This window comes from Comamonas sp. HJ-2 (genome assembly GCF_053615495.1).
The window spans coordinates 85,677-110,036 of record NZ_JBSIFD010000018.1 but is presented as its reverse complement, the minus strand read 5'-3'; the positions used below and the strand labels follow the sequence as shown (position 1 = coordinate 110,036).

20 protein-coding genes and 1 tRNA gene are annotated in these 24,360 nt (G+C 62.6%); 5 read left to right on the top strand and 16 right to left on the bottom strand.

Going from position 1 to position 24,360, the window contains the following annotated elements:
• Positions 1–646: 646 nt before the first annotated feature.
• Positions 647–2,215 (top strand): sensor domain-containing diguanylate cyclase, encoded by a 1,569-nt coding sequence (locus ACWGXF_RS15970; RefSeq protein ID WP_256630870.1) that lies wholly within the window; start codon positions 647–649, stop codon positions 2,213–2,215.
• Positions 2,216–2,901: 686 nt separating this feature from the next.
• On the opposite strand, the gene infA is transcribed toward ACWGXF_RS15970, so the two are convergent.
• The 7 genes from infA to prfB all read right to left on the bottom strand — a co-directional run bounded on the left by infA (position 2,902) and on the right by prfB (position 9,714).
• Entirely contained in the window at positions 2,902–3,165 is a 264-nt protein-coding gene (gene infA, locus ACWGXF_RS15965; RefSeq protein ID WP_003061434.1) for a translation initiation factor IF-1, read from the bottom strand.
• 23 nt (positions 3,166–3,188) lie between these two features.
• Positions 3,189–3,407, bottom strand: coding sequence for a hypothetical protein (locus ACWGXF_RS15960; RefSeq protein ID WP_003053604.1), 219 nt, complete (start codon positions 3,405–3,407; stop codon positions 3,189–3,191).
• Positions 3,408–3,723: 316 nt separating this feature from the next.
• Positions 3,724–3,799 (bottom strand) — tRNA-Thr (locus ACWGXF_RS15955).
• A gap of 13 nt (positions 3,800–3,812) precedes the next feature.
• The gene (locus ACWGXF_RS15950) at positions 3,813–4,835 is read right to left on the bottom strand and encodes a class 1 fructose-bisphosphatase (protein ID WP_003061245.1); all 1,023 of its coding nucleotides are present in this window, start codon (positions 4,833–4,835) and stop codon (positions 3,813–3,815) included.
• Positions 4,836–4,893: 58 nt separating this feature from the next.
• Positions 4,894–5,850, bottom strand: coding sequence for a hypothetical protein (locus ACWGXF_RS15945; protein ID WP_452102100.1), 957 nt, complete (start codon positions 5,848–5,850; stop codon positions 4,894–4,896).
• Between the two features lie 38 nt (positions 5,851–5,888).
• A complete protein-coding gene (gene pepN, locus ACWGXF_RS15940; RefSeq protein ID WP_452102099.1) occupies positions 5,889–8,591 on the bottom strand; it encodes an aminopeptidase N in 2,703 nt (900 codons plus the stop codon).
• A gap of 18 nt (positions 8,592–8,609) precedes the next feature.
• Positions 8,610–9,714 (bottom strand): peptide chain release factor 2 gene (gene prfB, locus ACWGXF_RS15935; RefSeq protein WP_100086375.1). Its coding sequence is split into 2 segments (ribosomal slippage): positions 8,610–9,632 and positions 9,634–9,714, totalling 1,104 coding nucleotides; the frame shifts between segments, so codons are not numbered across the junction.
• 295 nt (positions 9,715–10,009) lie between these two features.
• Between prfB and ACWGXF_RS15930 the strand changes: the two genes are divergently transcribed.
• Positions 10,010–11,788, top strand: a complete 1,779-nt coding sequence (locus ACWGXF_RS15930) for a methyl-accepting chemotaxis protein (RefSeq protein WP_256630867.1) — start codon at positions 10,010–10,012, stop codon at positions 11,786–11,788.
• A gap of 258 nt (positions 11,789–12,046) precedes the next feature.
• On the opposite strand, the gene ACWGXF_RS15925 is transcribed toward ACWGXF_RS15930, so the two are convergent.
• The 7 genes from ACWGXF_RS15925 to ACWGXF_RS15895 all read right to left on the bottom strand — a co-directional run bounded on the left by ACWGXF_RS15925 (position 12,047) and on the right by ACWGXF_RS15895 (position 19,069).
• Positions 12,047–13,321, bottom strand: a complete 1,275-nt coding sequence (locus ACWGXF_RS15925; RefSeq protein ID WP_034358531.1) for an acyl-CoA dehydrogenase family protein — start codon at positions 13,319–13,321, stop codon at positions 12,047–12,049.
• 52 nt (positions 13,322–13,373) lie between these two features.
• Positions 13,374–14,459, bottom strand: coding sequence for a phosphotransferase (locus ACWGXF_RS15920; protein ID WP_057092614.1), 1,086 nt, complete (start codon positions 14,457–14,459; stop codon positions 13,374–13,376).
• Positions 14,460–14,712: 253 nt separating this feature from the next.
• Positions 14,713–15,432, bottom strand: coding sequence for a Crp/Fnr family transcriptional regulator (locus ACWGXF_RS15915; protein ID WP_034349335.1), 720 nt, complete (start codon positions 15,430–15,432; stop codon positions 14,713–14,715).
• Positions 15,433–15,757: 325 nt separating this feature from the next.
• Positions 15,758–16,699, bottom strand: coding sequence for a thiamine phosphate synthase (thiE, locus tag ACWGXF_RS15910; protein ID WP_012838934.1), 942 nt, complete (start codon positions 16,697–16,699; stop codon positions 15,758–15,760).
• Positions 16,700–16,709: 10 nt separating this feature from the next.
• The gene (locus tag ACWGXF_RS15905) at positions 16,710–17,513 is read right to left on the bottom strand and encodes a thiazole synthase (RefSeq protein WP_003061258.1); all 804 of its coding nucleotides are present in this window, start codon (positions 17,511–17,513) and stop codon (positions 16,710–16,712) included.
• Between the two features lie 158 nt (positions 17,514–17,671).
• Complete coding sequence (gene thiS / locus ACWGXF_RS15900; RefSeq protein WP_452102098.1) at positions 17,672–17,869, bottom strand: sulfur carrier protein ThiS; 198 nt, start codon at positions 17,867–17,869, stop codon at positions 17,672–17,674.
• Between the two features lie 105 nt (positions 17,870–17,974).
• Positions 17,975–19,069: an FAD-dependent oxidoreductase gene (locus tag ACWGXF_RS15895; protein WP_012838933.1), complete on the bottom strand. Its 1,095-nt coding sequence runs from the start codon at positions 19,067–19,069 to the stop codon at positions 17,975–17,977.
• 290 nt (positions 19,070–19,359) lie between these two features.
• Here ACWGXF_RS15895 and thiD point away from each other — a divergent pair, with 290 nt between their 5' ends.
• Positions 19,360–20,232: a bifunctional hydroxymethylpyrimidine kinase/phosphomethylpyrimidine kinase gene (gene thiD, locus ACWGXF_RS15890; RefSeq protein WP_012838932.1), complete on the top strand. Its 873-nt coding sequence runs from the start codon at positions 19,360–19,362 to the stop codon at positions 20,230–20,232.
• A 66-nt stretch (positions 20,233–20,298) separates the two neighbouring features.
• Here thiD and ACWGXF_RS15885 read toward each other — a convergent pair whose 3' ends face one another.
• Positions 20,299–20,772, bottom strand: coding sequence for an SH3 domain-containing protein (locus ACWGXF_RS15885; RefSeq protein ID WP_452102097.1), 474 nt, complete (start codon positions 20,770–20,772; stop codon positions 20,299–20,301).
• A 123-nt stretch (positions 20,773–20,895) separates the two neighbouring features.
• On the opposite strand from ACWGXF_RS15885, the gene ACWGXF_RS15880 reads away from it, so the two are divergent.
• Positions 20,896–21,663 (top strand): ankyrin repeat domain-containing protein, encoded by a 768-nt coding sequence (locus tag ACWGXF_RS15880; protein WP_256630865.1) that lies wholly within the window; start codon positions 20,896–20,898, stop codon positions 21,661–21,663.
• 65 nt (positions 21,664–21,728) lie between these two features.
• On the opposite strand, the gene ACWGXF_RS15875 is transcribed toward ACWGXF_RS15880, so the two are convergent.
• Complete coding sequence (locus ACWGXF_RS15875) at positions 21,729–23,021, bottom strand: purine-cytosine permease family protein (protein WP_256630864.1); 1,293 nt, start codon at positions 23,019–23,021, stop codon at positions 21,729–21,731.
• A gap of 403 nt (positions 23,022–23,424) precedes the next feature.
• On the opposite strand from ACWGXF_RS15875, the gene ACWGXF_RS15870 reads away from it, so the two are divergent.
• Positions 23,425–24,321: a hypothetical protein gene (locus ACWGXF_RS15870; protein ID WP_256630863.1), complete on the top strand. Its 897-nt coding sequence runs from the start codon at positions 23,425–23,427 to the stop codon at positions 24,319–24,321.
• Positions 24,322–24,360: the final 39 nt, after the last annotated feature.

The following is a 24,360-nucleotide window of genomic DNA, read 5'->3' as shown; positions in this document are numbered from 1 at the left end:
GCCATGGCTTCAGGAGACGGACATTGATTTCGCAAACCGGAGCCGGGATGGGCTGAGCCTCGTAAGACCGCTTTGGGCTGCTGGGCCGGCTCGCTGGTTTCCTATCGAGGCATGTCTGCGCCCGAAGAGGCTTCGATTGCTGGATTGCATGTCTGGACCGTGGCCGCTGCTTTCCGGGCAGACCTTTTCTGATGGTGTTGCCTTGGTCGCTCGGCTGGCGCGTGCGGTCAAGAGATGGCTCGGCTCTGGCGCTGTCCATCGCCGGATCGATGGCGCCACAGAGGGGTGATCCCATGTCCTGCTCACTGGATGGATCACCCGTCTGCCAGCCGTTCTCATCGGCAAGCCGGGCAGGCGAACCAGAATGTCCTATGTCGATGGGCACCAGGCACAGTCTGCCAGATGCTGCCGCAGCCCTGGCCGCCCTGGGAGCTGTGCCGCAGTTTCCTTGAGCAGGAATGATCGCTGCGGCCCCGTTGGCAGTGATTGAACCGTAGCTTCAGGTCCGGCCTCGTCTGCTGCTCTGCCCCGTGTCGTTTCACGAGATGGTGGAAAATCCGTCCGACCCTGTCCAATCTAAGCAGGGAAACTACAGGCAATGCAAAAGTGCCGCTCTTGCCAGGTTGACGATGAGAGGAGTGTCGAGGTGTGGTGTCGAAAAAAGAAGAGGGAGGCCAGCGTCACCAGTCGTGGTGGCGGGTGCAAAGTTCTGGCTGCCAAGCGCGATGCACAGCTGGCGACCAGTCTGCTGTTGGTAATCTGGGTCTCTGTACTGGTAGCCACCAGCTGGCAAATCTGGTCGGCGCATCAACGCACTCTGAGCGAGATTGATACCAACAATCGCAATCTTGCACAGACGCTGAACACCTATGCCGAGGGGGTCTTCACCCAGAGCTCCATGCTGCTGCTCGGCATGCTTGAGCGTCTCGAGGTGGAGGGCACCACGCCTGAGCATCTTGCGCGCATGCAGCAACTGGTCGGTCGCCAGGAACATCTGCTTTCCCAGCTCAATGAATTGCTTGTCATCGATGCGAGCGGTAAATGGCTCATGTCATCGAGAGGGGGATTTCTCGAGGGAAGCAACAGTGCTGACCGTCGCTTTTTTTCATACCACCGCGATAACCCGTCGCACGAAATCTTCATCGGTGCGCCCATACGTAGCCGCTCTACAGGGGAATGGGTGCTTACCATCAGCCGGCGATTTGAGAACCAAGAGGGGGACTTTGCCGGGGTCATCGTTGTCGTGCTGGGGATAGAGAACTTTCTGCACTTGTTCGGCAAGATCGATGTCGGCGAGCAAGGGTCTATCGGATTCGCAACGACCAGCGGACAGTTGTTGGTGCGTTATCCATTTCGTGAACAGGATCTGGGGCGTGACTTCTCTCGCTCCCCTAACTTTCTGCGCTATTACTCAAACCTGAAATCCGGCACGGCGTCCTTTGAGTCCGGCATAGATGGAACGGAAAGGCTATATGCCTTCAGGAGCAATGATCGTTATCCCGTTTTCACGGTGGTGGCCCGGGGGCGGTATGAGGCACTGCAAGCCTGGCGAAGCCAGGCGCTGCTGACGGCTGGTGTGGTGCTAGGCCTGCTGGCAGTTGTCACACTGATAGGCTGGCGTCTGATCCTGCTCATCCGACAGCGTGCGCAGGCAGAGACATCCTTGATGGCAGTGCGTGAGAAGTTGCTGGATGCCAACCTCAAACTGGAGCGGTTGGCTACCCAGGATTCGTTGACAGGGCTGGCGAACCGGCGACGCTTCGACGAGGTACTGCAACTGGAGGTCCGGCGTGCCGCGCGTGACGGGACGGTGCTCTCGCTTTTGCTCATCGATCTTGACCATTTCAAGGGCTTCAATGACCGCTATGGTCATGTCGCCGGCGACGAATGCCTGAAAGCGGTGTCGCGGCAGCTGGAGCTGTCGGCCAAGCGCTCAGGGGATCTGGCAGCACGTTACGGCGGAGAGGAACTTGCCATCATTCTTCCCAATACCGCGCTGGAGGGGGCCATGCGCGTTGCCGAGGAGTTGCTGAAGTGCATACGAGGACTCGACATTGCCCATGAGTCCAGCCAATTCGGCCATGTCACTGTGAGCATAGGAGCGGCAAGCATGCAGGGCAGGCATGGACTGGCGAGTCCGCTGGATCTGGTTGAAGCGGCCGATCAAGCCCTGTATCGGGCCAAGGCGGCTGGGCGCAATCGTGCCGAGTGCTGAACTATCGGAGCTGATCTCTCGGATCCTTGGACGACATTCAAGCAATCTGAGGGCGCGAGCCATCATTTCAAATCCGTAGTCTTGCCAAAGGGGAACGCTGCCTGGAGGTATTTGTCGATCCATGGCCAGGAGGTCGGCGCAGGACGCAGCAAAAGCACCGAAGCCGGTTGGCGTATTCCTGCGAATATCTGGCCTGAACACTGGTGCCCGCGAACGCAGGGAGGTTGGCCTATCGCATGATTTACGACAGGGCATCATGTTGATGCTGGCTCTGATAGTTATGACCTGCATCGAGGCCAGCGCTACGTGCAGGAAGGTCGCAGATCTACAAGGAAATTCAACACTTGCAGCGAGGGGCAGGAGCTGGGATGAGGCCGGCGATAGCAACGCCACCGATGACTGGTGGCGGACTTTGTGCATGCCTGATTCCCGGCTGGTCAGGCTGGATGTGCAGGCGGTGGGAATCTCAAACAAATGGCGTGAGAGTGCCTCAGCGATCCATATCGACACGCGCTGAAGGCAGTGCGAGCATCGAAGAGCCAGAGCTGACCTCTGCGATCTGCATCTGGAGCAGGCTGAGCTTGCAATTGAGCTGCAGGCCGGGTGCTTGCGCGGCCCCGTGATCCTGCAGCTGACACAAGCATGTCGAACTGGTCGCCGTAGCGCACCAGATCAACCGCCGAGGCTTAGTGGCGGCGCTGCTGCGGCGCAGGGTTGCTGTTGTTGGAACGCTCGATATGACGGAAGGTCAGGCGACCCTTGTTCAGATCATAGGGAGACATCTCCAGCGTTACCTTGTCGCCTGCCAGCACGCGAATACGGTGCTTGCGCATCTTGCCGCCGGAATAGGCAATCAGCTGGTGGCCGTTGTCCAGCGTCACACGAAAGCGGGCGTCCGGCAAAACCTCGTCCACTCTGCCTTGCATTTCAATCAATTCTTCTTTGGCCAAAATATTTCCTTTCTACAAAGAGGTCAGTTCAACTGGTTGTCCAGCACCATGCTGCGCCCCTCGGCGAGGGCATATTTGCTGGCCATATCCGGGGTGTCGAACTGGCGGATAAACCTGAAAATCCGGTCATAGGTTCCGCGTCGGATGGAAACCGCTGCAGCAACCTTGCCGGAGTGAGTCATTTGGGTGAGGGCAGTCACAATGTAGTTGCCGACACGCTCTGTGATTTGTTCTGTGTGCATATCGAGTCAACGGGCGGCACAAACCCAGGGCAGGGCATGCCGACCAATGAAAAATGAAGGAATCCAGCTCTGATGAGCCGGGATCAAATAAGCCAGCCGCTTGCGGGTGGCTTAAGCTTCTTGCCATGGAGTGCTATGACTGTATGGAGTCAAGCGTGGGCAACGTGAGAACTGCCTGAGAGATACTGCGCGGGGCAAGTGCCATGCAGCAATCGGCAGATTATAAAGCATTGTTCTTTTATGCGCAAATCGTGATGAAACCGAGTAGCTGCAAAAGAAAAAGCCCCAGGCTCTTGCGAACCTGGGGCTTTTATTCTGGTGCCGGAGACATGAATCGAACACGCGACCTTCTCATTACGAATGAGCTGCTCTACCGACTGAGCTACACCGGCGATAAGCTATAAATTATAGCGCTTTTTCATCGGCTTCGAGGTGGTAGCTGGTCACGCGTTCCACTTCGTTCTTGGAGCCGAGGACGACGCTCACGCGCTCGTGCAACTGCGTTGGCTGGATGTCCAGGATGCGCTGGCGGCCGTTGGTGGCCATGCCGCCGGCCTGCTCGACAAGCCAGCTCATGGGATTGGCTTCGTACATCAGGCGCAGCTTGCCGGCCTTTTGCGGCTCGCGCTTGTCCCAGGGGTACATGAAGATGCCGCCGCGGCAGAGAATGCGGTGGACGTCGGCCACCATGGCAGCAACCCAGCGCATGTTGAAGTTCTTGCCGCGCGGGCCGTCTGCACCTGCCAGGCATTCGTCCACGTAGCGCTTCACCGGGGCGTCCCAGTGGCGCATATTGGACATGTTGATGGCAAATTCCTTGGTGTCTTCGGGGATCTTGACGTTTTCCTCGATGAGCACGAACGAACCTTGCTCGCGGTCCAGCGTGAACATGGAGACACCGTCGCCCACGGTCAGCACCAGTGTGGTCTGGGGACCGTAGATGCAGTAGCCGGCAGCCACCTGCTGGGTGCCGGGCTGCATGAAGTCGCTGTCGTGCACGCCAGGGTGGCCTTCAGGCTTCTTGAGCACGCTGAAGATGGTGCCGATGGACATGTTGATGTCGATATTGGACGAACCGTCCAGGGGGTCGAACATCAGCAGGTATTCGCCCTGAGGGTAGCGGTTGGGCACCACATAGATGCCTTCCATTTCCTCCGACGCCATCGCGGCCAGGTGGCCGCCCCATTCATTGGCTTCAATCAGGGTCTCGTTGGCGATGATGTCCAGCTTTTTCTGCACTTCGCCCTGCACGTTTTCGCTGCCGGCCGTACCCATGACGTCGCCGAGCTCACCTTTGTTCACGGCAAAGCTGATGCGCTTGCAGGCGCGGGCCACCACTTCCAGCAGCAGGCGCAACTGGCCGGGGATGAGCCCGTCAACACGTTGTTGCTCGACCAGATAGCGGGTCAGGCTGATGTTTTTCTTCATGCTTCAACTCCTTGATATTCGATGCAAATCTGAAATGGACTGAGGGCAGGGGGCCCGATCACTTGCCTGGACGCCCTGCATTGCGCTGCTCAAGTTCTGCCAGCAGCTCCTTGACGCGGGTTTGCTGCTTGCTGTCTTTCTGGTTCAGCGCGTATTGTTCATAGCGGGCCAGCCATTGGCGGGCCTGCGGTTCTTGCTTTTGCTCATGGGCAAGGACCATGAGCTGGAAATAGCTGTCGTAGACGGTGGCATGGTCTTGCGCCGCCTGCGCAATCTGCAGACGCTCCTGAAGATAGATGGCAGCTTGCTTCAGATCGCCCAGCTCATAGCAATTTTGCGCAACATTGGTGAGTACACCGCGTATTTGCTGCAGCTTGCCCATGGCTTTGAGGCGTTCACGCGCGACAGGAAGCAGTCGCTCGTTGGCTTGCCTGGCCGCGCGAAACCGCTCCAGTTCATGCAGCAGATATCCTTCGTCCTCATAGACGCCGAGAATCTGCATCTGGCTCGGAAAATCCAGAGCCCGTGCAGGCCTCACGCTCTCGTCCCAGCGCATTTCGGCGGGTAGCACGGCAATCTGCTGCAGCGGGTATTGAGCCTGAAAGGCTTTGACCCACTTGAGCGCCGCTTCATGCTGCCCGTCATCTGCCAGCCAGCGGATGCTTGAGTAGCGCAGGAAAAAATGAGCGTATGACAGCTCAGGATCCTGAGTTCCGGACAAAGCCGTCAGTGCCGTCTGAGCTGCTTCGGCTGCCTCTTTGGGCATGCCGCGGCGAGCGTAGACGCTGGCCTGTGTGTAGTAGAGCCGGAAGATATCGCGTGCAGCGAACCCCGGCTTTTTCAACAGCGGCTCCAGCGCCTGCAGATCGGCACTCATGGCTCGCCCGCTGAAGCTGCCGCCTTCGCTGAAGACAGTGGCATAGAGGGGCGCAAAACGGGCTTCGAATCCCGCATCAGGCTTTGCCGCCTGAGTGCTCAGCGACATGCTCGCCGCAGCGACGGCAAGGGCCTTCATGCCCCGAGCCGCGTGTCGAGCAAGCATGTTCAGACCCATCAGTCCGCCAGGGCGCGGGTGATGACCTCGCGCACATCGTTGGACAGATCGGGCTTGGCAGCCACACGGGCGATGGCTTCGCGGGCCGCAGAGCGGTAAGGCTCGGCCAGTTTCTTCCAACGGTCCATCACCCGGGCCAGGCGGGAGGCCACCTGGGGGTTGATGCCGTCGATCTCGATCACGCGATCGGCCCAGAACACATAGCCCGCCGCATCGGCGCGGTGGAAGGCGCCGGCATTGTTGCAGTAGCTGAAGATCAGGCTGCGTGCGCGGTTGGGGTTCTTGATCTGGAAGTCGGCATGCTTCATCAGCGCCTTGACTGCCGGAAGCACATCGCCGCCGCGGTCGCTGGCTGTACCCTGCAGCGCAAACCATTTGTCCAGGACCAGCGCATCCTGCTTGAACAGCGCGTGAAAGCGCTGCAGCGCCTGCTCGGCCAGGGGGCTGGCACTGTAGACCAGGGCGGAGAGAGCCGCCATGCGGTCCGTCATATTGCCGGCATCCTTACAGCGTTGGTAGGCCTTGCCGGGCCAGACCGTGTCGCCGGTGCGGGCCGCCTGCAGGCACAGCATGGACAGGGCGCGGCCCGCCAGCGCACGGCGGCCGGCGCTGACATGGTCGGGGCGATAGGCGCCGGTGTCGCGATTGGCTTCCCAGGCGGCTTCCCACTCGGGCTGCAGTGCGGTCGCGAGCTGCAAGATCATGGCTTCGCGCACGGCATGCACGCGCTGGGGATCGACTTCGGCCAGTTGCTCGGCGATATAGCTCTCGGACGGCAGCGTGAGCACCAGGTCCTTGAACGCCGCGTCCAGCTTGTCGTCGCGCAGCACGCGGCGCATGGCTTCGATAAAGGCTTCAGGCAGGATTTCGGTACTGGCGTCGCCGCTGGCCGCGATGGCCTTGAGGGCATAACGCAGTCCCAGGCGCTGGCTGGCTTCCCATTGATTGAACGGGTCGCTGTCATGGGCCAGCAGGGTCAGCAGATCGGCATCGCTGAATTCATGCTCCAGCACCACGGGGGCGCTGAAGCTGCGCAGCAGCGAGGGCACGGGGGCTTCGCTCACATTGCTGAAGACAAAGCGCTGTTCGGCTTCGGTCAGCACCAGCATGCGGCTGGCGACAGCCTGGGCTGCATCTTCGCCTGGCAGTTGCAGGGCGATGGGCTGGCCGCTGGCCGTGAGCAAACCCATTTGCACGGGAATGACGAACGGCAGTTTCTCGGCCTGACCCACGGTGGGCGCGCAGCTTTGCGACAGCGTCAGCGTATAGGTCCGGGCGTCGGCATCGTACTGGCCCACGGCCTTGAGCACAGGCGTGCCGGCCTGGCTGTACCAGCGGCGAAATTGCTGCAGATGCTGGGCCAGAGCAGAGTCCGGGTTGGCGTCGGCAATGGCTTGCGAGAAGTCATCACAGGTCACGGCCTGGCCGTCATGGCGCTCGAAGTACAGCTTCATGCCCTTGGCAAAGCCTTCGCGGCCGACCAGGTTGTGCTGCATGCGTACGACTTCCGCGCCTTTTTCGTAGATCGTGACCGTGTAGAAGTTGTTGATCTCGATATAGCTGTCGGGGCGCACGGGGTGGGCCATGGGGCCGGCATCTTCGGGGAACTGCACGGTGCGCAGCACGCGTACATCGTCGATGCGCTTGACGGCGCGGGCCGAGGTCGTGCCCGCCATGTCCATGCTGAACTCCTGATCGCGGAAGACCGTCAGGCCCTCCTTGAGACTCAGCTGGAACCAGTCGCGGCAGGTGACGCGGTCACCCGTCCAGTTATGGAAGTATTCGTGTCCGACGACGGATTCGATATTGGCGTAATCGGTGTCGGTGGCCGTGGCCTGGCTGGCCAGAACATACTTGGTGTTGAAGATGTTCAGGCCCTTGTTCTCCATGGCGCCCATGTTGAAGTCGCTGGTGGCGACGATCATGAAGCGGTCCAGATCCAGGCTCAGGCCAAAGCGCGCCTCGTCCCATGCCACGGAGTGCATGAGGGAGTTCATGGCGTGCTCGGTCTTTTCGAGGTCGCCGGGGCGCACATAGACCTGCAGCAGGTGATCGCGGCCGGCACGGCTCTTGATCTTCTGCTCGCGTGCCACCAGATTGCCGGCCACCAGCGCAAACAGATAGCTGGGCTTTTTATGCGGATCGACCCACTTGGCAAAGTGGCGGCCATCCTCCAGGTCGCTGGACTCCACCAGATTGCCGTTGGACAGCAGCACCGGGTACTGGGCCTTGCTGGCGCGCAGCGTGACGGTGTACATGGCCATCACGTCGGGGCGGTCCAGGAAGTAGGTGATGCGGCGGAAACCTTCTGCCTCGCACTGCGTGAAGAACGTGTCCTCGCTCACATACAAGCCCATGAGCTTGGTGTTCTTGATGGGGGCACAGGTGGTGAAGATCTCCAGCTCCACGGGCTCGTTGCCCTCGGGCAGGTTCTCCAGCACCAGCTGGTCGCCATCCATCTTGAAGGAGGTACCGCCGCCGTTGACCATCACCCGCGCCAGATTCAGCTCGTCGCCGTCCAGGCGCAGCGCCTGTGCCGGCACCTCGGGGTTGCGGCGCACGCGCATCTTGCTGAGCACGCGCGTCTTGGCCGGGTCCAGGTCAAAAGTCAGGTCCACCGTGTCGATCCACCAGGCCGGGGCCTCGTAGTCGGCACGGTAAATCGCGGTGGCCGGGGCTTGCCCGTCACGCAGTTGCAGCATATCGATTCCTTTCTAGGATCAGAGGCCTTGCTTGAGCGAGGCTTCGATAAACACATCCAGGTCGCCGTCCAGCACCTTCTGGGTGGCCGAGACTTCGACGTTGGTGCGCAAGTCCTTGATGCGGCTGTTGTCCAGCACATAGGAGCGGATCTGGTGACCCCAGCCCACATCGGTCTTGGTGTCCTCGAGCTTTTGCTGCTCTTCCATGCGCTTGCGCATCTCGAAGTCGTACAGCCTGGAGCGCAGGCGCTGCCATGCCACGTCACGGTTGCTGTGCTGCGAGCGGCCGTCCTGGCACTGCACCACGATGCCCGTGGGAATGTGGGTCAGGCGCACGGCAGAGTCGGTCTTGTTGATGTGCTGACCGCCGGCGCCCGAGGCGCGGTAGGTGTCGGTGCGCACATCCGACGGATTGATGTTGATCTCGATGGAGTCATCAATCTCGGGGTAGACGAACAGCGATGAAAAGCTGGTGTGACGGCCACCCGAGCTGTCGAAGGGCGACTTGCGCACCAGGCGGTGCACGCCGGTTTCGGTACGCAGCAGGCCGTAGGCATACTCGCCTTCGACCTTGATGGTGGCACTCTTGATGCCGGCTACGTCGCCCGGAGTCTCTTCTTCGACCGTGGCCTTGAAGCCCTTGCGTTCGGCGTACTTCAGGTACTGGCGCAGCAGCATGCTGGCCCAGTCGCAGGCTTCGGTGCCGCCGGCGCCGGCCTGGATGTCGATGAAGCAGTTGAGCGGATCGGCTTCGCCGCCGAACATGCGGCGGAACTCGAGCTCCTCGATCAGCGGCTTGAGCTTGGCGGTTTCGGCTTCGATGGTTTCAAGGCCGGCATCATCGCCTTCTTCCTTGCTCATCTCGAACAGCTCGGAATTGTCGGCCAGTTCGGTGGTGAGCTTCTCCAGGGTCAGCACGACGGAGTCGAGCGACTTCTTTTCCTTGCCCAGCTCCTGTGCCTTCTTGGGGTCGTTCCAGACAGCAGGGTCTTCCAGCGAGGCGTTTACCGTGCGCAGACGTTCGTACTTGGCATCGTAGTCAAAGATACCTCCGGAGATCTGCCGTGCGCTCGGCCAGATCTTGGAGGGTGTTGCCGATAGAGTTGACGCGTTCTGCTTCCATGGTGAATCCGTTGTTCTTGCTGATAAATAAGGGCTGATTTTCTCATGCCGGACGGCTGTAAGGATGCAATGGCCTTCGACAGGGTTTTTGAGTGCTTCATCGGGGTGTCTTTTTGAACCCAGCTATGCCCCTGATGCCACCATCGGTTTTATTCATGGATGCTGTTACTCGAAGTAACAAATTCTGAATAGAATTCGCAGGCGCGCGCAGTGTGTACGCGCTTTCAGGCAGTTTTCCCCATTCCCCATCTCGCAGGTGCCAGACCTTGCAGGTCGCCCAGGCGCCCAATTCCCCCATGAACTTCTTTCGCAACCTCAAGCTGGCCAACAAGCTGCTGGTGTCTTTTGTGCTGATCCTGCTGATCAGTGCGGTATCGGGTCTGTATGGCCTGGTCCAGATGGAGCGTGTCAATGCCACGGCCACCGATCTGGCGCGCCAGTGGCTGCCGGCGGCCCGCAACCTGCAGGACATGCGTTATCAGCTTCAGCGCTATCGCTCGCAGACCATGCAGCATGTGATGGCGCAGTCGTCCGAGGAAATGGCGGTCTATGACAAGAGCATGCCCAAGCTCTGGGACGAGCTGGTCCAGAACCAGCAGTCGTATGCCAAGTACGTGAGAACCGACAAGGAGCGAGCCCTGCTGGCCGAAATCGGCGAGGAGCTCAAGGCCTATGCCGTGCAGACGGCCAAGGTGGTGGATCTGTCGCATCAGCTGCTCAACGATGAGGCCAGCGAAATCTTGCGCGGCGAGTCGCTCAAGATCAGCCGCGGCATCAATACACGTCTGGATGCTCTCAGCGAGATCAACCATCAGGCGACCGAGGAAACCAATCAGGCCGGCGATGACCTGTATGCCGCTGCCCGCTGGTGGGTGATGGCGCTGCTGCTGGGCTCCATCGTCATCGGCGTGGCGCTGGCGGTGCTGATCGCACGCTCCATCTCGCGTCCTTTGCAGTCGGCCGTTCAACTGGCCCAGTCCGTGGCTGCGGGCGATCTGAGCGCCAGCATCACCGTGCAAAGCCAGGATGAGGTGGGCCAGCTGCTGCAGGCGCTCAAGGACATGAACACCAGCCTGCAGCGCATCGTGGGTCAGGTGCGCCAGGGCACGGACTCGATTGCCTCGGCCAGCAGCCAGATTGCCAGTGGCAACCAGGATCTGTCTTCGCGCACCGAAGAGCAGGCCAGCTCGCTGGAGCAGACGGCGGCCTCGATGGAAGAGCTGACCGCCACCGTGCAGCAGAACGCCGGCAATGCCCAGCAGGCCAATCAGATGGCGTCTGCAGCGTCCCAGGTGGCCGTACGCGGTGGTGCCACCGTGGCCCAGGTGGTGCAGACCATGTCGGCCATCAACGATTCCTCGCGCAAGATCGTGGACATCATCGGCGTGATCGACTCCATCGCCTTCCAGACCAATATCCTGGCGCTGAACGCGGCGGTGGAAGCGGCCCGTGCGGGCGACCAGGGCCGTGGCTTTGCCGTGGTGGCCTCCGAAGTGCGCACCCTGGCCCAGCGCTCGGCCGAGGCGGCCAAGCAGATCAAGCAGCTGATCGACGACTCCGTGAGCAAGGTGCAGGAAGGCAGCACCCAGGTCGACGAGGCCGGCAGGACCATGGACGAGATCGTGATGAGCGTGCGCCGTGTCACCGACATCATGGGCGAGATCTCGGTGGCCAGCCACCAGCAGACTTCGGGCATCGAGCAGGTCACCCAGGCTGTGACGCAGATGGACCAGATGACCCAGCAGAACGCTGCCCTGGTGGAGGAGGCCGCAGCCGCGACCGACGCGCTGCGCAGCCAGGCCGCCGCGCTGGCCGAGACGGTGAGCTTCTTCAAGCTCGGCGCCCAGTCCGGTCTGCAAGCCACGCCAGCCCTGGCGCCTGCGGCGCTCAAGTCCGCGCCTGCCAGGGCTGCGATCAAGGCTGCGGCCCCGCTCAAGGCCCCGTCGGCTGCGCTCAAGCGCCCGGCGATGTCGGCGGGGAGCAAGCCGCCGGTCCTGAGCCCCGCGAAAAGCGCAGCAGCGCCCCAGCCGCAAAAGGCAGCAACGGCAGACGATGGCGAGTGGGAGAGCTTCTAAGCACGGTACGGGCGTGCGGTGCCGGGCCTGGTGCTGTTAGCTATGTTGCTATTGATTAAGGAGCTTTTATCGTATGTATTCATTGAATTTCAATATGTTTTGCATCTGAAATCATTTGATATAAGGCGGTATAAGCTTCTTTGTTGATAGCGAGTAACAAGCCTGCCTTCGAAACAAAAACACCCCGCAGCCGTGGCTGACGGGGTGTTTTTGTTTCCAGGGAGCAGGAGCGGCGTGATCCGCTCCTGCCGCCTCGCATCAGCCGCCGCGTGTGATGGGCACTTCGGCGTTCTTGCCGTAGCTGCCGTATTTGCCCAGCTCCCATTTGGCGATCGCGTTGCGGTGCACCTCGTCGGGGCCGTCGGCAAAGCGCAGCGTGCGTGCTGCGGCATAGGCATAGGCCAGCGGGAAGTCGTCGCACATGCCGCCTCCACCGTGGACCTGCATGGCCCAGTCTATGACCTGGCAGGCCATGCTGGGGGCGACGACCTTGATCATGGCGATCTCGGTCCTGGCCACCTTGTTGCCGGCCACGTCCATCAGCCAGGCGGCCTTGAGCGTGAGCAGGCGCGCCATGTCGATCTTGCAGCGGGCTTCGGCAATGCGCTCCTGCGTCACGGTCTGCTGGGCCACGCTCTTGCCGAAGGCCACGCGGCTGCTGGCGCGCTTGCACATCAGTTCCAGCGCGCGCTCGGCCAGGCCGATCAGTCGCATGCAGTGGTGAATGCGGCCCGGGCCCAGGCGGCCCTGGGCGATCTCGAAGCCGCGCCCTTCGCCCAGCAGAATATTGCCGACGGGAACGCGCACGTTCTCGAAATACATCTCCATGTGGCCGTGGGGCGCATCGTCATAGCCCATCACGTTCAGCGGACGCTCGATGCGGATGCCCTTGGCATCGGCCGGGATGATGATCATGCTCTGCTGCGAATGTTTGGCCGCTTCGGGGTCGGTCTTGCCCATGGTGATGAAGACCTGGCAGCGAGGATCGCCGGCACCCGAGATCCACCACTTGTGGCCGTTGATCACGTATTCGTCGCCCTGGCGCTCGATGCGCGTGCAGATATTGGTGGCGTCGGAGGAGGCGACTTCGGGCTCGGTCATGGCGAAGGCCGAGCGGATCTTGCCTTCCAGCAAGGGCTTGAGCCAGCGCTCCTTGAGCTCGGCACTGCCGTAGCGGGCAATGGTCTCCATATTGCCGGTGTCCGGCGCGGAGCAGTTGAAGACTTCGGAAGCCCATGGCACGCGGCCCATGATTTCGGCCAGCGGTGCGTATTCCTGGTTGGTCAGGCCCGCGCCGTGGTAGCCCGAGGCTTCGGCGCTGTCCACGGGCAGAAACAGATTCCACAGGCCCGCGGCCTGGGCCTTGGGCTTAAGCTTTTCAATGGTTTGCAGCGGCGTCCAGCGCTTGCCGGCGGCCGTGTTGGCCTGCATCTCCTCGGCATATTCCTTTTCCGCCGGGTAGATGTGTTCGTCCATGAACTTGAGCAGGCGTTGCTGCAAGTCCTTGGTTTTGGGCGAGTAGTCGAAGTCCATGAGTGCTCCTTTTATTGTGGGACGGTCAAGTTGCGTGGTGGTGGATAAAAAGTCAGGCGCGCTGAGCAAAGGACCAGGCCAGCTCCGCCATGGGGCGGGCGGTGTCGCCCGAGGCCTTGGCCTGGGCGCTGGAGGCCGTGCCGGCCTCGACGCGCTTGGCAATGCCTTGCAGGATGGCCGCGATGCGGAACATGTTGTAGGCCAGGTAGAAGTTCCAGTCGCGCTGCAGCGTGGCCACATCGGCAATGCCGGTGCGCTGGCAGTAGCGCTGGATGTAATCGTGCTCGGCAGGGATGCCCAGGCCCGCGATGTCCAGCCCCGCGATGCCGCGGCCCAGCTCGGCCGGTATATGCCAGCTCATGCAGTGGTAGCTGAAGTCGGCCAGCGGATGACCCAGCGTGGACAGCTCCCAGTCCAGCACGGCGATCACGCGCGGCTCGGTGGGGTGGAACATCAGGTTGTCCAGGCGGTAGTCGCCATGCACGATGGAGACGCGGCCCTCGTCGCGCGCGCTGGCCGGCATATGGGCGGGCAGCCACTCCATCAGTTTGTCCATCTCGGGGATGGGCTGGGTCACGGAGGCCACATACTGCTTGCTCCAGCGACCGATCTGGCGCTCGAAGTAATTGCCGCTCTTGCCGTAGTCGGCCAGGCCACGCTCGGCAAACTTTACGCTGTGCAGGGCTGCGATCACTCGATTCATCTCGTCGTAGATCTCGGCGCGTTGCGCAGGCGTCATGCCGGGCAGGGACTGGTCCCAGAGCACGCGACCCTCCATGAACTCCATGATGTAGAAGGCGCGGCCGATGACGGATTCATCCTCGCACAGCGCATACATATGCGGCACGGGCACATCGGTGCCGGCCAGGCCCTTCATGACGCGGTATTCGCGCTCGATCGCATGGGCCGAAGGCAGCAGCTTGGCCACGGGACCGGGCTTGGCGCGCATCACGTAGCTTTTGCCGGGCGTGATCAGCTTGTAGGTGGGGTTGGACTGGCCGCCCTTGAACATCTCCACCTGCAGCGGACCTTCAAAGCCCTGGACATGACGGCTCATCCAGTCGGTCATGGCATTGGTATCAAACGCATGCTGATCGGAAACCGCGCGGGTGCCGACGAAATGCTCATAAGTGCTCATGCTGTCTCAGTCCTTTGTTCGATTTGTGATGGGCAAGGCGCAGCCCGCCACGCCGCACAAAAGTGCAGCGAGCGAATGCGTGAAAGGGGGGAGTTGCCGCAGAACGCGGCAAGAGAGAAACGAAGGTGAAAACTGGCGCGATCCCCGCCAGAGATGCCGAGCAAGAGCCGCCTCGCAGCGATGGCATCGTCCCCCTCCCGCAAGCGCAGCGAAGCGAGAGAGGGGGAAGCGGCAAAGCCGCTCAGGGGGTGAATCAGTGGTCGGTGTCTGCAATACGCAGCAGCGTCACCCGGTCGCGCACGATGAGGCCGCCCGGCTCGATGCGAATCACTTCCTCGCGCTCCATGGACTTGAGCTCCTGGTTCACGCGCTGGCGCGAGGCGCCCAGCAACTGCGCCAACTCTTCCTGTGCCAGATGCAGGCCGATGCGGATCTCGTTGCTGTCCGACAGGCTCATCACGCCATAGCTGCGCGTCAGGTGCAACAGCTGCTTGGCCAGGCGCGCGCGCAGCGGCAAGGTGTTGAGGTCTTCCACCAGGCCGTAGAGCTGGCGCACTCGGCGTGCATTGAGGCGCAAGATCGCTTCGGAAAACTCCACATGCTCTGCCAGAATGCGCTTGAAGTCCGCCTTGGATACGCACAGCAACGTGGTCTCGCCATGTGCATAGGCGTCGTGCGTGCGCTTGTCGCCATCCAGAATCGCGACATCCCCGAACCAGATGCCCGGCTCCACATAGGTCAGCGTGATCTGCTTGCCCGTGATGGAGGTGGAGCTGACCCGCACCGCTCCACGTGCACAGGCAATCCACTCCTCGGGCGGTTCGCCGCGAGCGCAGATGAGCATGCCATCTTTGTATCGTTTGACGTAAGCGCATCGAAGAATGTCGTGCCGCAAAGAGGGCGAAAGGGATGAAAACCAGCGACCAGAGTTGATCGCCTCACGTTCTTCCATACTAAGAATTGGCTCGTCCATGTTCTGTCTTATGCGTGACTGGTAACCGCCCCATTGTCGCGTGTGGGACCGGCTGTGCCGCAGCTGGTGGACTCAGGGTTGTCACCTGTGCGTCCGCTTTTACCGCGAACAGGGCTTGTGCCGATCAAGAAAACCCAGCAGATATGCGGTCTGCACAGCGGCTGCCAGCAAAAATGCCCGCTGGCTGCGGGCATTCAATCTTGTCATTTCCGGAGTTTCGTGCACCAGGCATGTACGGCACTGCTGCAGTCGTTGAGCATGCAGTAAAAAAGCTGCCGGCACCTATATCAAGCGCTGGCAGCTATTGAGTCGGAGGTAGATGCGCTCAGGCTGCGGCCTGCATGCGCTGCAGCAGATGCTGGGCGGCAGCTTCCGGATCGGGGGCGTTGACCAGAGCGCGCACCACGGCTACCGAGCCCACGCCCGTGGCGCGCACGGCGGGGAACAGGTCCTCGGAAATGCCGCCAATCGCCACCAGCGGGTATTGCTGCATCAGTCGCACATAGGCCGCCAGACGCGCCAGACCTTGCGGGGCAGTCGCCATCTTCTTGAGCGTGGTTGGGAATACGGCGCCCAGGGCGATATAGCTGGGCTGGACCGCATGGGCGCGCACCATCTCGGCGTAGCCATGGGTGGAGACGCCCAAGCGTGTGCCCGAGCTGCGGATGGTCTGCAGATCGCGCTGGCCGATCACGTCCAGATCTTCCTGGCCCACATGGATGCCGTAGGCGCCTGCGTCCAGCGCGGCCTGCCAGTGGTCGTTGATGAACAGGCGTGCATTCGTGCCCTTGACGGCTTCGACAGCAGCCTTGACTTCACGGGCCACGGCGGCCTGGTCGCCGGATTTGAAGCGCAGCTGCACCGTGGGCACGCCCGCGCGGGCCATGCGGCCCACCCATTCGGCCGTGGGCAGCACGCCATACAGGCCCAGTTCGCTCGGGCAATGGGCAAAAGCCAGTGCCGGGTCGGCCTTGCCGAGACCGAAGTCGCGTGGGTCGTCGGGCCAGTGGGTGACATCGAACTGGTTGGTGCGTTCGCTCTGGCACTGCCAGGCCTGGGCCAGTGTTTGTGCATCCACGGCGATAAAGCCCAGCTGGCTGCAGGCTTCCAGCGCGGCCAGATAGGCGGGCTCCTGGCGCAGCGCGGGCGGCACGGGCTGGGGCGTCAGCTCGACCGAGTTGGCATCGTGGTGCAACCGGGCGCCAAAATTGGCACTGTGCTGGTGGATGATGGCTTGCGCCAGGGCCTTGATTTCTGCGGAGTCCATGGGCCGGCCTTTATTCCTGATGCCAGAAAGGGGTGCCCAGCACGGGCGTGCTGGGCTGGGCGGCGTTCTGCTCCGCCATGGCGCCAGCGCGCCAGGCGGCGTGACCGGCATTGACGGCATCGGAGAACGCGCCGGCCATGGCTACGGGGTCTTCGGACAAGGCCACGGCGGTGTTCAGCAGCACGGCGTCATAGCCCCATTCCATCACGGTGCAGGCGTGGGAGGGACGGCCCAGGCCTGCATCGACGATCAGCGGCACCTTCAGGCGCTCGCGCAGCATCTGCATGGCATAGGGGTTGATGGGGCCGCGGCCGGTGCCTATGGGCGCAGCCCAGGGCATGACGGCCTGGCAACCCACGTCGACCAGTTTTTGGCACAGCACCAGGTCGTAGGTGGTGTAGGGCAGGACCTGGAAACCGTCCTTGATGAGGATGGAGGCAGCCTCCACCAGGTTGAGCGTGTCGGGCTGCAGCGTGTAGTCGTCGCCGATCAGCTCCAGCTTGATCCAGGGTGTGTCGAAGACTTCACGCGCCATCTGGGCCGTGGTCACGGCTTCCTGGATGGTCATGCAGCCTGCCGTGTTGGGCAGCACGGGCACGTTGAGCTTGCGCAGCAGTTCCCAGAAGCTGGCGCCGGTCTCGGCCGCATTGCTGCCCTGGCGGCGCAGCGAGGCCGTGACCATGGCGGGCCTGGAACGCTCCACAGCCGCTTCGAGAATGGCGGGCGAGGGATAGCGCGAGGTGCCCAGCAGCAAGCGGCTTTCAAAACGTTGGCCGTAGAGAACCAGGGTGTCGTCGGTGGTTTTTGTATTCATGATTTATCTATATCTCTTGTCTTTGTACCGCAATGCGTGTGAAGCCCAGTGAGCCTCAAACAGGCATGTGCCCAGTCAGTGACACCGAGCAAGAGCCGCCTCGCCGCGAGGGTGTCGTCCCCTGGGGGAAGGCGCGAAGCGACTCAGGGAGGTCATTCCTAGCCGCCTGTCACTGGAGAGATGACTTCCATCCTGTCGCCCTCGTTGAGCGCATGGTCGGCGTACTGCGTCTTGGGCACAAACACCATGTTGACCGCCACGGCAAACGGGGGCTTGGCCTGCATCTGCGCCAGCGCATCGGCCACGGTGGCATGGGCTTGCAGCTCGGTGGCTTGCTGGTTGAGGGTGATCTTCATGGCATGAAACAGAAAATAAAGCGGGTGCTAAGTTAAACCTCTGCACGGCGGCGCTTGCGTGCGCAGGAGGTGCAAGTGCTGTGCGCCAAAGTTCGGGCTCGCGGCTCAGCCGCGATGCACGGCGACATCGAACTCGCGCGCCAGCGGCGAGTCGTTGCGGTCCACCAGCTCCAGCACCACGTCGAGCATGGCGGGCGAGATCATGAAGCCGTGGCGGTAGAGGCCGTTGACTTCCATGACGCGCGGCGTCAGCAGGCGCACGGCGGGCAGATTATCGGGCAGGGTGGGGCGGCACTGGGTGGCGATCTCCACAATCCGGCCTTCGGCAAAGCCCGAGTGCACGGTATAGGCCGCGCTCAGCAGCTCCAGCGTGGAGCGCACGCTGGCCGGCGACATATCGTCGGATTCGATCTCGGTCGCGCCAATCACGAACAGATGGTCTTCCTTGGGCGCGATATAGATGGGGTAGCGTGGATGGATCAGGCGTGTGGGGCGCTGCAGCGTGACTTCGGGCGCATGGATGCGCACCACCTCGCCGCGAATGCCGCGCAGCTGCTTCCATTGGCTGCGGGCACCCAGGCCCCGGCAGTCGAACACGAAGTCGGGCTGGCCGGCCTCGCCGGGGCGGAAGTCGCCGACCTCACGCGGGCTGTCCCAGTGCAGCTGCACGCCCAGGGCGCTGAGCTTGTCGACCAGCGCCGTCAGCAGCTGGCGGTTGTCGAGCTGGCCTTCGCCGGGCAGATAGACGGCCTGGTTGAAGCGTCCCTGCAGCGCGGGCTCGCAGTCCTGCAGCGCCGCGCCGGTCTTCTCCTGCATGGCCGGCAGGCTGGGGTTGATGCGCCGGTTTTTCTCCAGCAGACCGAAAAAGCGTGCCGCATCGCCCTGATCCTGGCGGTGCCAGAGAATCAGCGTGCCGTTTTGCTGCAGAAACACATGCTGCTCGAGCTGAGCTATCAGCTCGGGCCAGCGCTTGAGCCCATGCTGGCCCATGCGCACCACGCCGGGCTCGGTAATGGCCGACTCGGCCAGCGGCGCCAGCATGGCGGCTGCCACGCGCGCTGCAGCACCATCGCCTTGCGGGCCATGGGCGTCATAGAGGTCGATGGCGTGACCGCGCTGGGCCAGGGCCAGAGCCAGCAGGCGGCCCATGAGGCCGCCGCCGAGAATTGCGATCTTTGAAGAAGCTTGTAGCAATGACATGTGCAAATCGTTTTCCATCCGGACACAGGAACAGGGCCATGTGCAGGACAAAACGCGGCATGCCTTGCGGCTTGTGAAACTCCCCACGCCAGCATGACCTGGATCGGGTGCAGGGGGCACAGGGCACGAATGGTGCTCTGGTGCGCAGCCCGTGGCTGGCGCAGCCCCAGGGTGTTTCTCAGTCCGCACAGGCTGCTTGCCTGCGGGACACCCCTGTTTCGTCCGTTGGACATTACAGCACAACCGCAAACAGCACGCATTGACCATGCGCATGGGCGATAATTTTTGCCATGACAGTGATTGCTTCTTCCTCCATCTCCGGCGCCGCAAAAAAGCGCTATGCACGTGTGCTCTCCATCGCCGGCTCGGACAGCGGCGGTGGCGCCGGCATCCAGGCCGACCTCAAGACCTGTGCGGCACTGGGTTGCTACGGCATGACGGCGATCACGGCCATCACCGTGCAGAACACGCTGGGCGTGACGGGTATTCACGGCATTCCGCTCGATACCGTGCGCGGCCAGATCGATGCCGTTGTGCAGGACATAGGCGTCGATGCCGTCAAGATCGGCATGCTGGCAACCCCCGATGTGGTGAGCGTGGTGGCGGATGCGATCCGTCGCCACGGGATCAGGAACGTGGTGCTGGACCCCGTGATGGTGGCCACCAGCGGCGATCGCCTGATCGTTCCCGAGACGGCACAGGCGCTGGTCCAGGAGCTGTTCCCGCTGGCGACGGTGATTACACCCAATCTGGATGAAGCAGCTTTGCTGCTGGGTCGCAGTATCGACGGCATTGCGGCGCTGGATGCAGCCGTGGCCGATCTGCTGGCCATGGGGGCGCCGGCCGTATTGCTCAAGGGCGGGCATCTGAGCGGCGATCTGGTCATGGATGTGCTGGGCCGACAAGGCCGGCAGGCCGGCGACTATCTGCGTCTGCAGTCGCAGCGCATCGTCACCCATAACGGGCATGGCACGGGCTGCACGCTGTCGTCGGCGATTGCCTCTTTCCTGGCCCAGGGGCTGGCGCTGGAGGCCGCGGTGACCGAGGCGCGCAGCTATATTCTGGGCGCCATCGAGGCGGGCGCCGAGGTCTATACCGGCCAGGGTCACGGCCCCCTCAATCACGGCTATGCGCCGCGCGCGCAGATGATCGTCGAAGGCTGATTGCCGGTACCTGCAGAAAAGGCCTGCTGCTGCAGGCCTTTGCTTTGGGTGTTCGTGTTGCAGGGCTTACCAGCCACAGACCAGATTCTTGGCCACCCAGCCGCTCTGGCCGTTGCTGCGCTGGACCTGGGCCCAGCTGCCTTGCTTTTTCAGAGTCTGCAGCACCTCATGCTGCTCCAGCTTGCCCACGCGCTTGTGCTTCTGGCCGGGGCCGGAGCGCAGATTGGCCGTGCGCGCCGTCACCACCATATGCGGGCTCTTGCTGGTCAGCGGGGCGTGGACCCAGCCCAGCGTGGACTCATAGTCCTTGACGCGCAGCCACTGGCCCTTGCGCTGGGTGACTTGCAGCGGATAGCCCTTGCTCAGTTCCCAGAGGGTTGCGGAGCGGGTGTTGGGCTGCTCGCGCACATTCACGGTCGTGCCCTTGATGCTGACAAATTCCTGGGCTTGTGCGAGGGCCGGCAGCAGGCCGGCGGTGAGCGCACCCAGCGCGATCAGGCTTGAAGTGGCGGCGGTGCGGATCCAGCGGTTGCAAGGCACGGGGCAGATTCTCCTTCGAACGATTAAAAACAGGCTGTAACCCTCATCGGACTTGCGTGGCTAGCTATAGTTCCTGTAGAAAGCTGACAGGGGCTGAACACCCGACAGTCATAAAGGAATGCCATGAACCAGCCAGTTCGCGCCCATGGGAGCGCCTCGTTGACCACCCGATTGACGCTTGTGATGACGGCTCTGGCCGCCGCGACCCTGCTCACGGCCTGCCAGAGCAGGGCGTCGGCGAATGCTCCGGCTGTAACACCTGCCGCCGCTGCGGCGCCAAAAGCCGGGGACCCGCAGATGCCGGGCCAGCAATTGCTGGCCGCTGCCGCGCAGGGCGATGTCGTGGCGGTGCGCAATCTGCTGGCCGGCAACGCGCCTGTCGACGTGCAGGACGCCCGGGGCAATACCCCGTTGCTGCTGGCCACGGCGGCCAACCATATCGAAGTGGCGCGATCGCTGCTGATGCACGGTGCCAGCCCCAATATCCAGAACCAGATGCAGGACAGCGCCTATCTGCTGGCCGGCGCGCAGGGCCGGCTGGAGATTGTGCGCATGACGATTTCCTATGGCGCCGATCTCAAGAGCACCAACCGCTATGGCGGCACGGCCCTGATTCCGGCCTGCGAGCGCGGCCATCTGGAAACAGCCCAGGCGCTGATCGCCGCCGGCGTGAATGTGAACCATGTCAACCGGCTGGGCTGGACCTGCCTGATGGAAGCCGTGGTGCTCAGCGACGGCGGGCCGCGCCATCAGGCCATCATCCAGGCCTTGATCGACGCGAAGGCGGATCTGAATCTGCCCGACAAGGATGGGGTGACGGCCCTGGCCCATGCACGCCAGCGCGGGCAGAAGGCCGTGGTTCATATGCTGCAGGCGGCGGGCGCCAAGTAAGAACAGAGGAGATGGCTGCAGAGCCTTTCTACCGCGCGTGTGATGCTATTGCTTTTGAGTTTCAGTCAGGCAGCAATGGAGCGCGGCTGCAGCTGGCGTGTGGCGACTGCCACCACAAAGGTCAGCGCCAGCGTGGGCAGGGCCGAGCCCAGGGCCGTGCTGACATAGGGCAGCAGGTGATAGAAGGCAATCCCCAGCACCCAGATGGTCACGGCATCCCAGCGCACGGCGGGCGCTTTTTGCATCAGTTGTACGGCATCGGTGCCAAATGCCAGGCGACCCAGCATTACGCCGAACAGCGGCACAAAGCAGGAGCTGAGCAACAGCAAAAACGGCTCCAGACTGTGCATGGGCAGTACCATGGCCAGCGCCGTGCACAGGGCCGCGATCAGCAGGCCCCAACGGCGAATGCTCCAGCGCGGTTGCAGGCTGTGGGCCGACATGGCGCCCGAGTAGGCATCGCCATAGGCATTGTCCACCTCGTCGATCAGAATCAGCGACAGCGCAATCAGCCCGCCCTGGGCCAGCAGCAGGGCCGTGACCAGGTCTTCGCTGGGCAGGGTCAGGGCCACCAGCACGCCCAGGGAGTAGCACCAGATATTGGCCAGGGCAAAGCCGGTCCAGGCACCCGTCAGCGCGGACTTGCCGCTTTTGCCGTGGCGCGCATAGTCGGCCACCAGCGGCAACCAACTGATGGGCATGGCGATCACCAGATCGACGGCGCCGAGCATGCTCATGCCGCCTGCACCTTCACGGGCCATCAAGTTGCCCAGGCCGGTGGCGCTGGCCATTTTGAGGAATTGCCAGCTCAGCCACAGCAGCGAGGCAATCACCAGCGGCAAGGCCACGCGCGAAATGATGCGGCGCACCAGGGTGGTCATGGAGCCGCTCATCAGCAGCAGGATCACCCCACCCCAGAGCAGCGTGGCCAGCCAGGGCCAATAGGCAGCGCCCATGATGCCGCTTTGTTTGCCCAGCGCCACGGTCGCGTCACGCATCACCACCAGCTCGAAACTGCCCCAGCCCAGCAGCTGGATGATGTTGAGCACGATAGGCAGTCGTGCGAAGCGGCGGCCGTAGACACTGTGCATCAGCCCGGCGCTGGACAGGCCGCTGTCGCAGCCCAGCTTGCCCACCCAGCCCAGCAGGCCGGCGCCGATCAGGGAGCCGATGGCTATCGCAATCAGCGCATGCAGCGGGCTGAGCGCAGGCAGCAGATAGGCGCCCATCTGCATGACCAGCAGGCCAACGCCCAGACTGAACCACAGCGAGGCATGGTCGCGCCAGGCAAAGACGCGCTCCTTAGCCGTCACCGGGGCCAGGGCCCGATTGGCCGATGTGGAAGAAGATGAATTCATGAATGCTCCGCCAGAAAAACGAAGCAGGGGCCGCATGGTTTGCGCGGCGAGCCAGCAAAGACATGGCCAGTCGCGGTCTGACACCTTGGACAGCTTCCCTGCGCGAGGATGATCTCGGGCAAGCGGTGGTCAAGACACCGCTTGCGCAATCAGGTTCAAAGGGACTCTCTCAGCCCTGACCGGTCATGGTCAGGACACCCCCAGCATTGCTGCCTGCCTTGGGCTGCAGCGAGCGCGATTGTGCCAGACATGCTGCGGCGGGGCAGAACTGCAGCGCAAAGCTGTGTTGCAAATGCTTGCAAATCAGAGTGCCTGTCTTGACCCCGTTGCGTCTGCTGCTGCGTTTCAGCCTCCGACAAGTTTGTTTCAGCCGCTGTGGCTGCATCTTGAGGAGGCCTTGTCCATGTTGTCTGTCCCTATCGAACCCCCGGTTCCTGGTTTCTTGCTGTCGCGCGGCCGTTTGCTGCGCGCTTCGCTGCTCTGCGCTGCCGCGATGGTGGCCGCCACGCCGGCTTCGGCCTGGATGCGCGGCAACCCAAAGCTGGCCCAGATCAGCATCGTCGAACGCGCCACGGGCCGGGTACTGCCCCAGTACAGCCACGAGGGCGAGCTGTGGGTGGTGGGCCGCCCCGGTGCCAATTACGCGGTGCGCATCCGCAACTTCGAGAGCCGCCGCATCATGGGCGTCATCAGCGTCGACGGGGTCAATGCCATCAACGGCCGCACGGCGAGCTCCCGCGCCGAAGGCGGCTATGTGCTGGATGCGGGTGACAGCTACGACGTGCGGGGCTGGCGCAAGAGCAATGACAATGTGGCTGCGTTCTATTTCTCCGAAAGCGATATGTCCTATGCCGCCAGAACCGGCAGGCCGCAGGATGTGGGCGTGATCGGAGTTGCGCTGTACCGCGAAAAGCTGCCCGAGCCTGCTGCCTACCAGGGGCCGCTCCATGAGCCGCAAGCGCAGGCCAGTGCCTCGGCGGCTGAATCTGCAGCGGCGGATGTCGCCGTGCCTCAGGCCGCCAGCAAGAGCCGCAGCGCCGAGCGCCGTGCGCCACAGGCCTCGCCGACCCCCTCGCTAGGCACGGGCCATGGCGCGGTGGAGCGCTCGCAAGTCACCCAGGTGGACTTCGAGGCCGATACAGACCAGCCCCGGCAGATGGTGCGCATCCGCTACGACAGCTATGCCAACCTGGTCGCCAGAGGCGTGATTCGCGAGCCCCGTCCACGGCCGTCCCAGCCGCGCGCGCCCAATCCTTTTCCCGGGGACAACGGCTTTGTGCCGGATCCACCCCGCAACTGAGTTGATTGCGCTGTCGTCGGAGTTTGCATAATCGCGGGC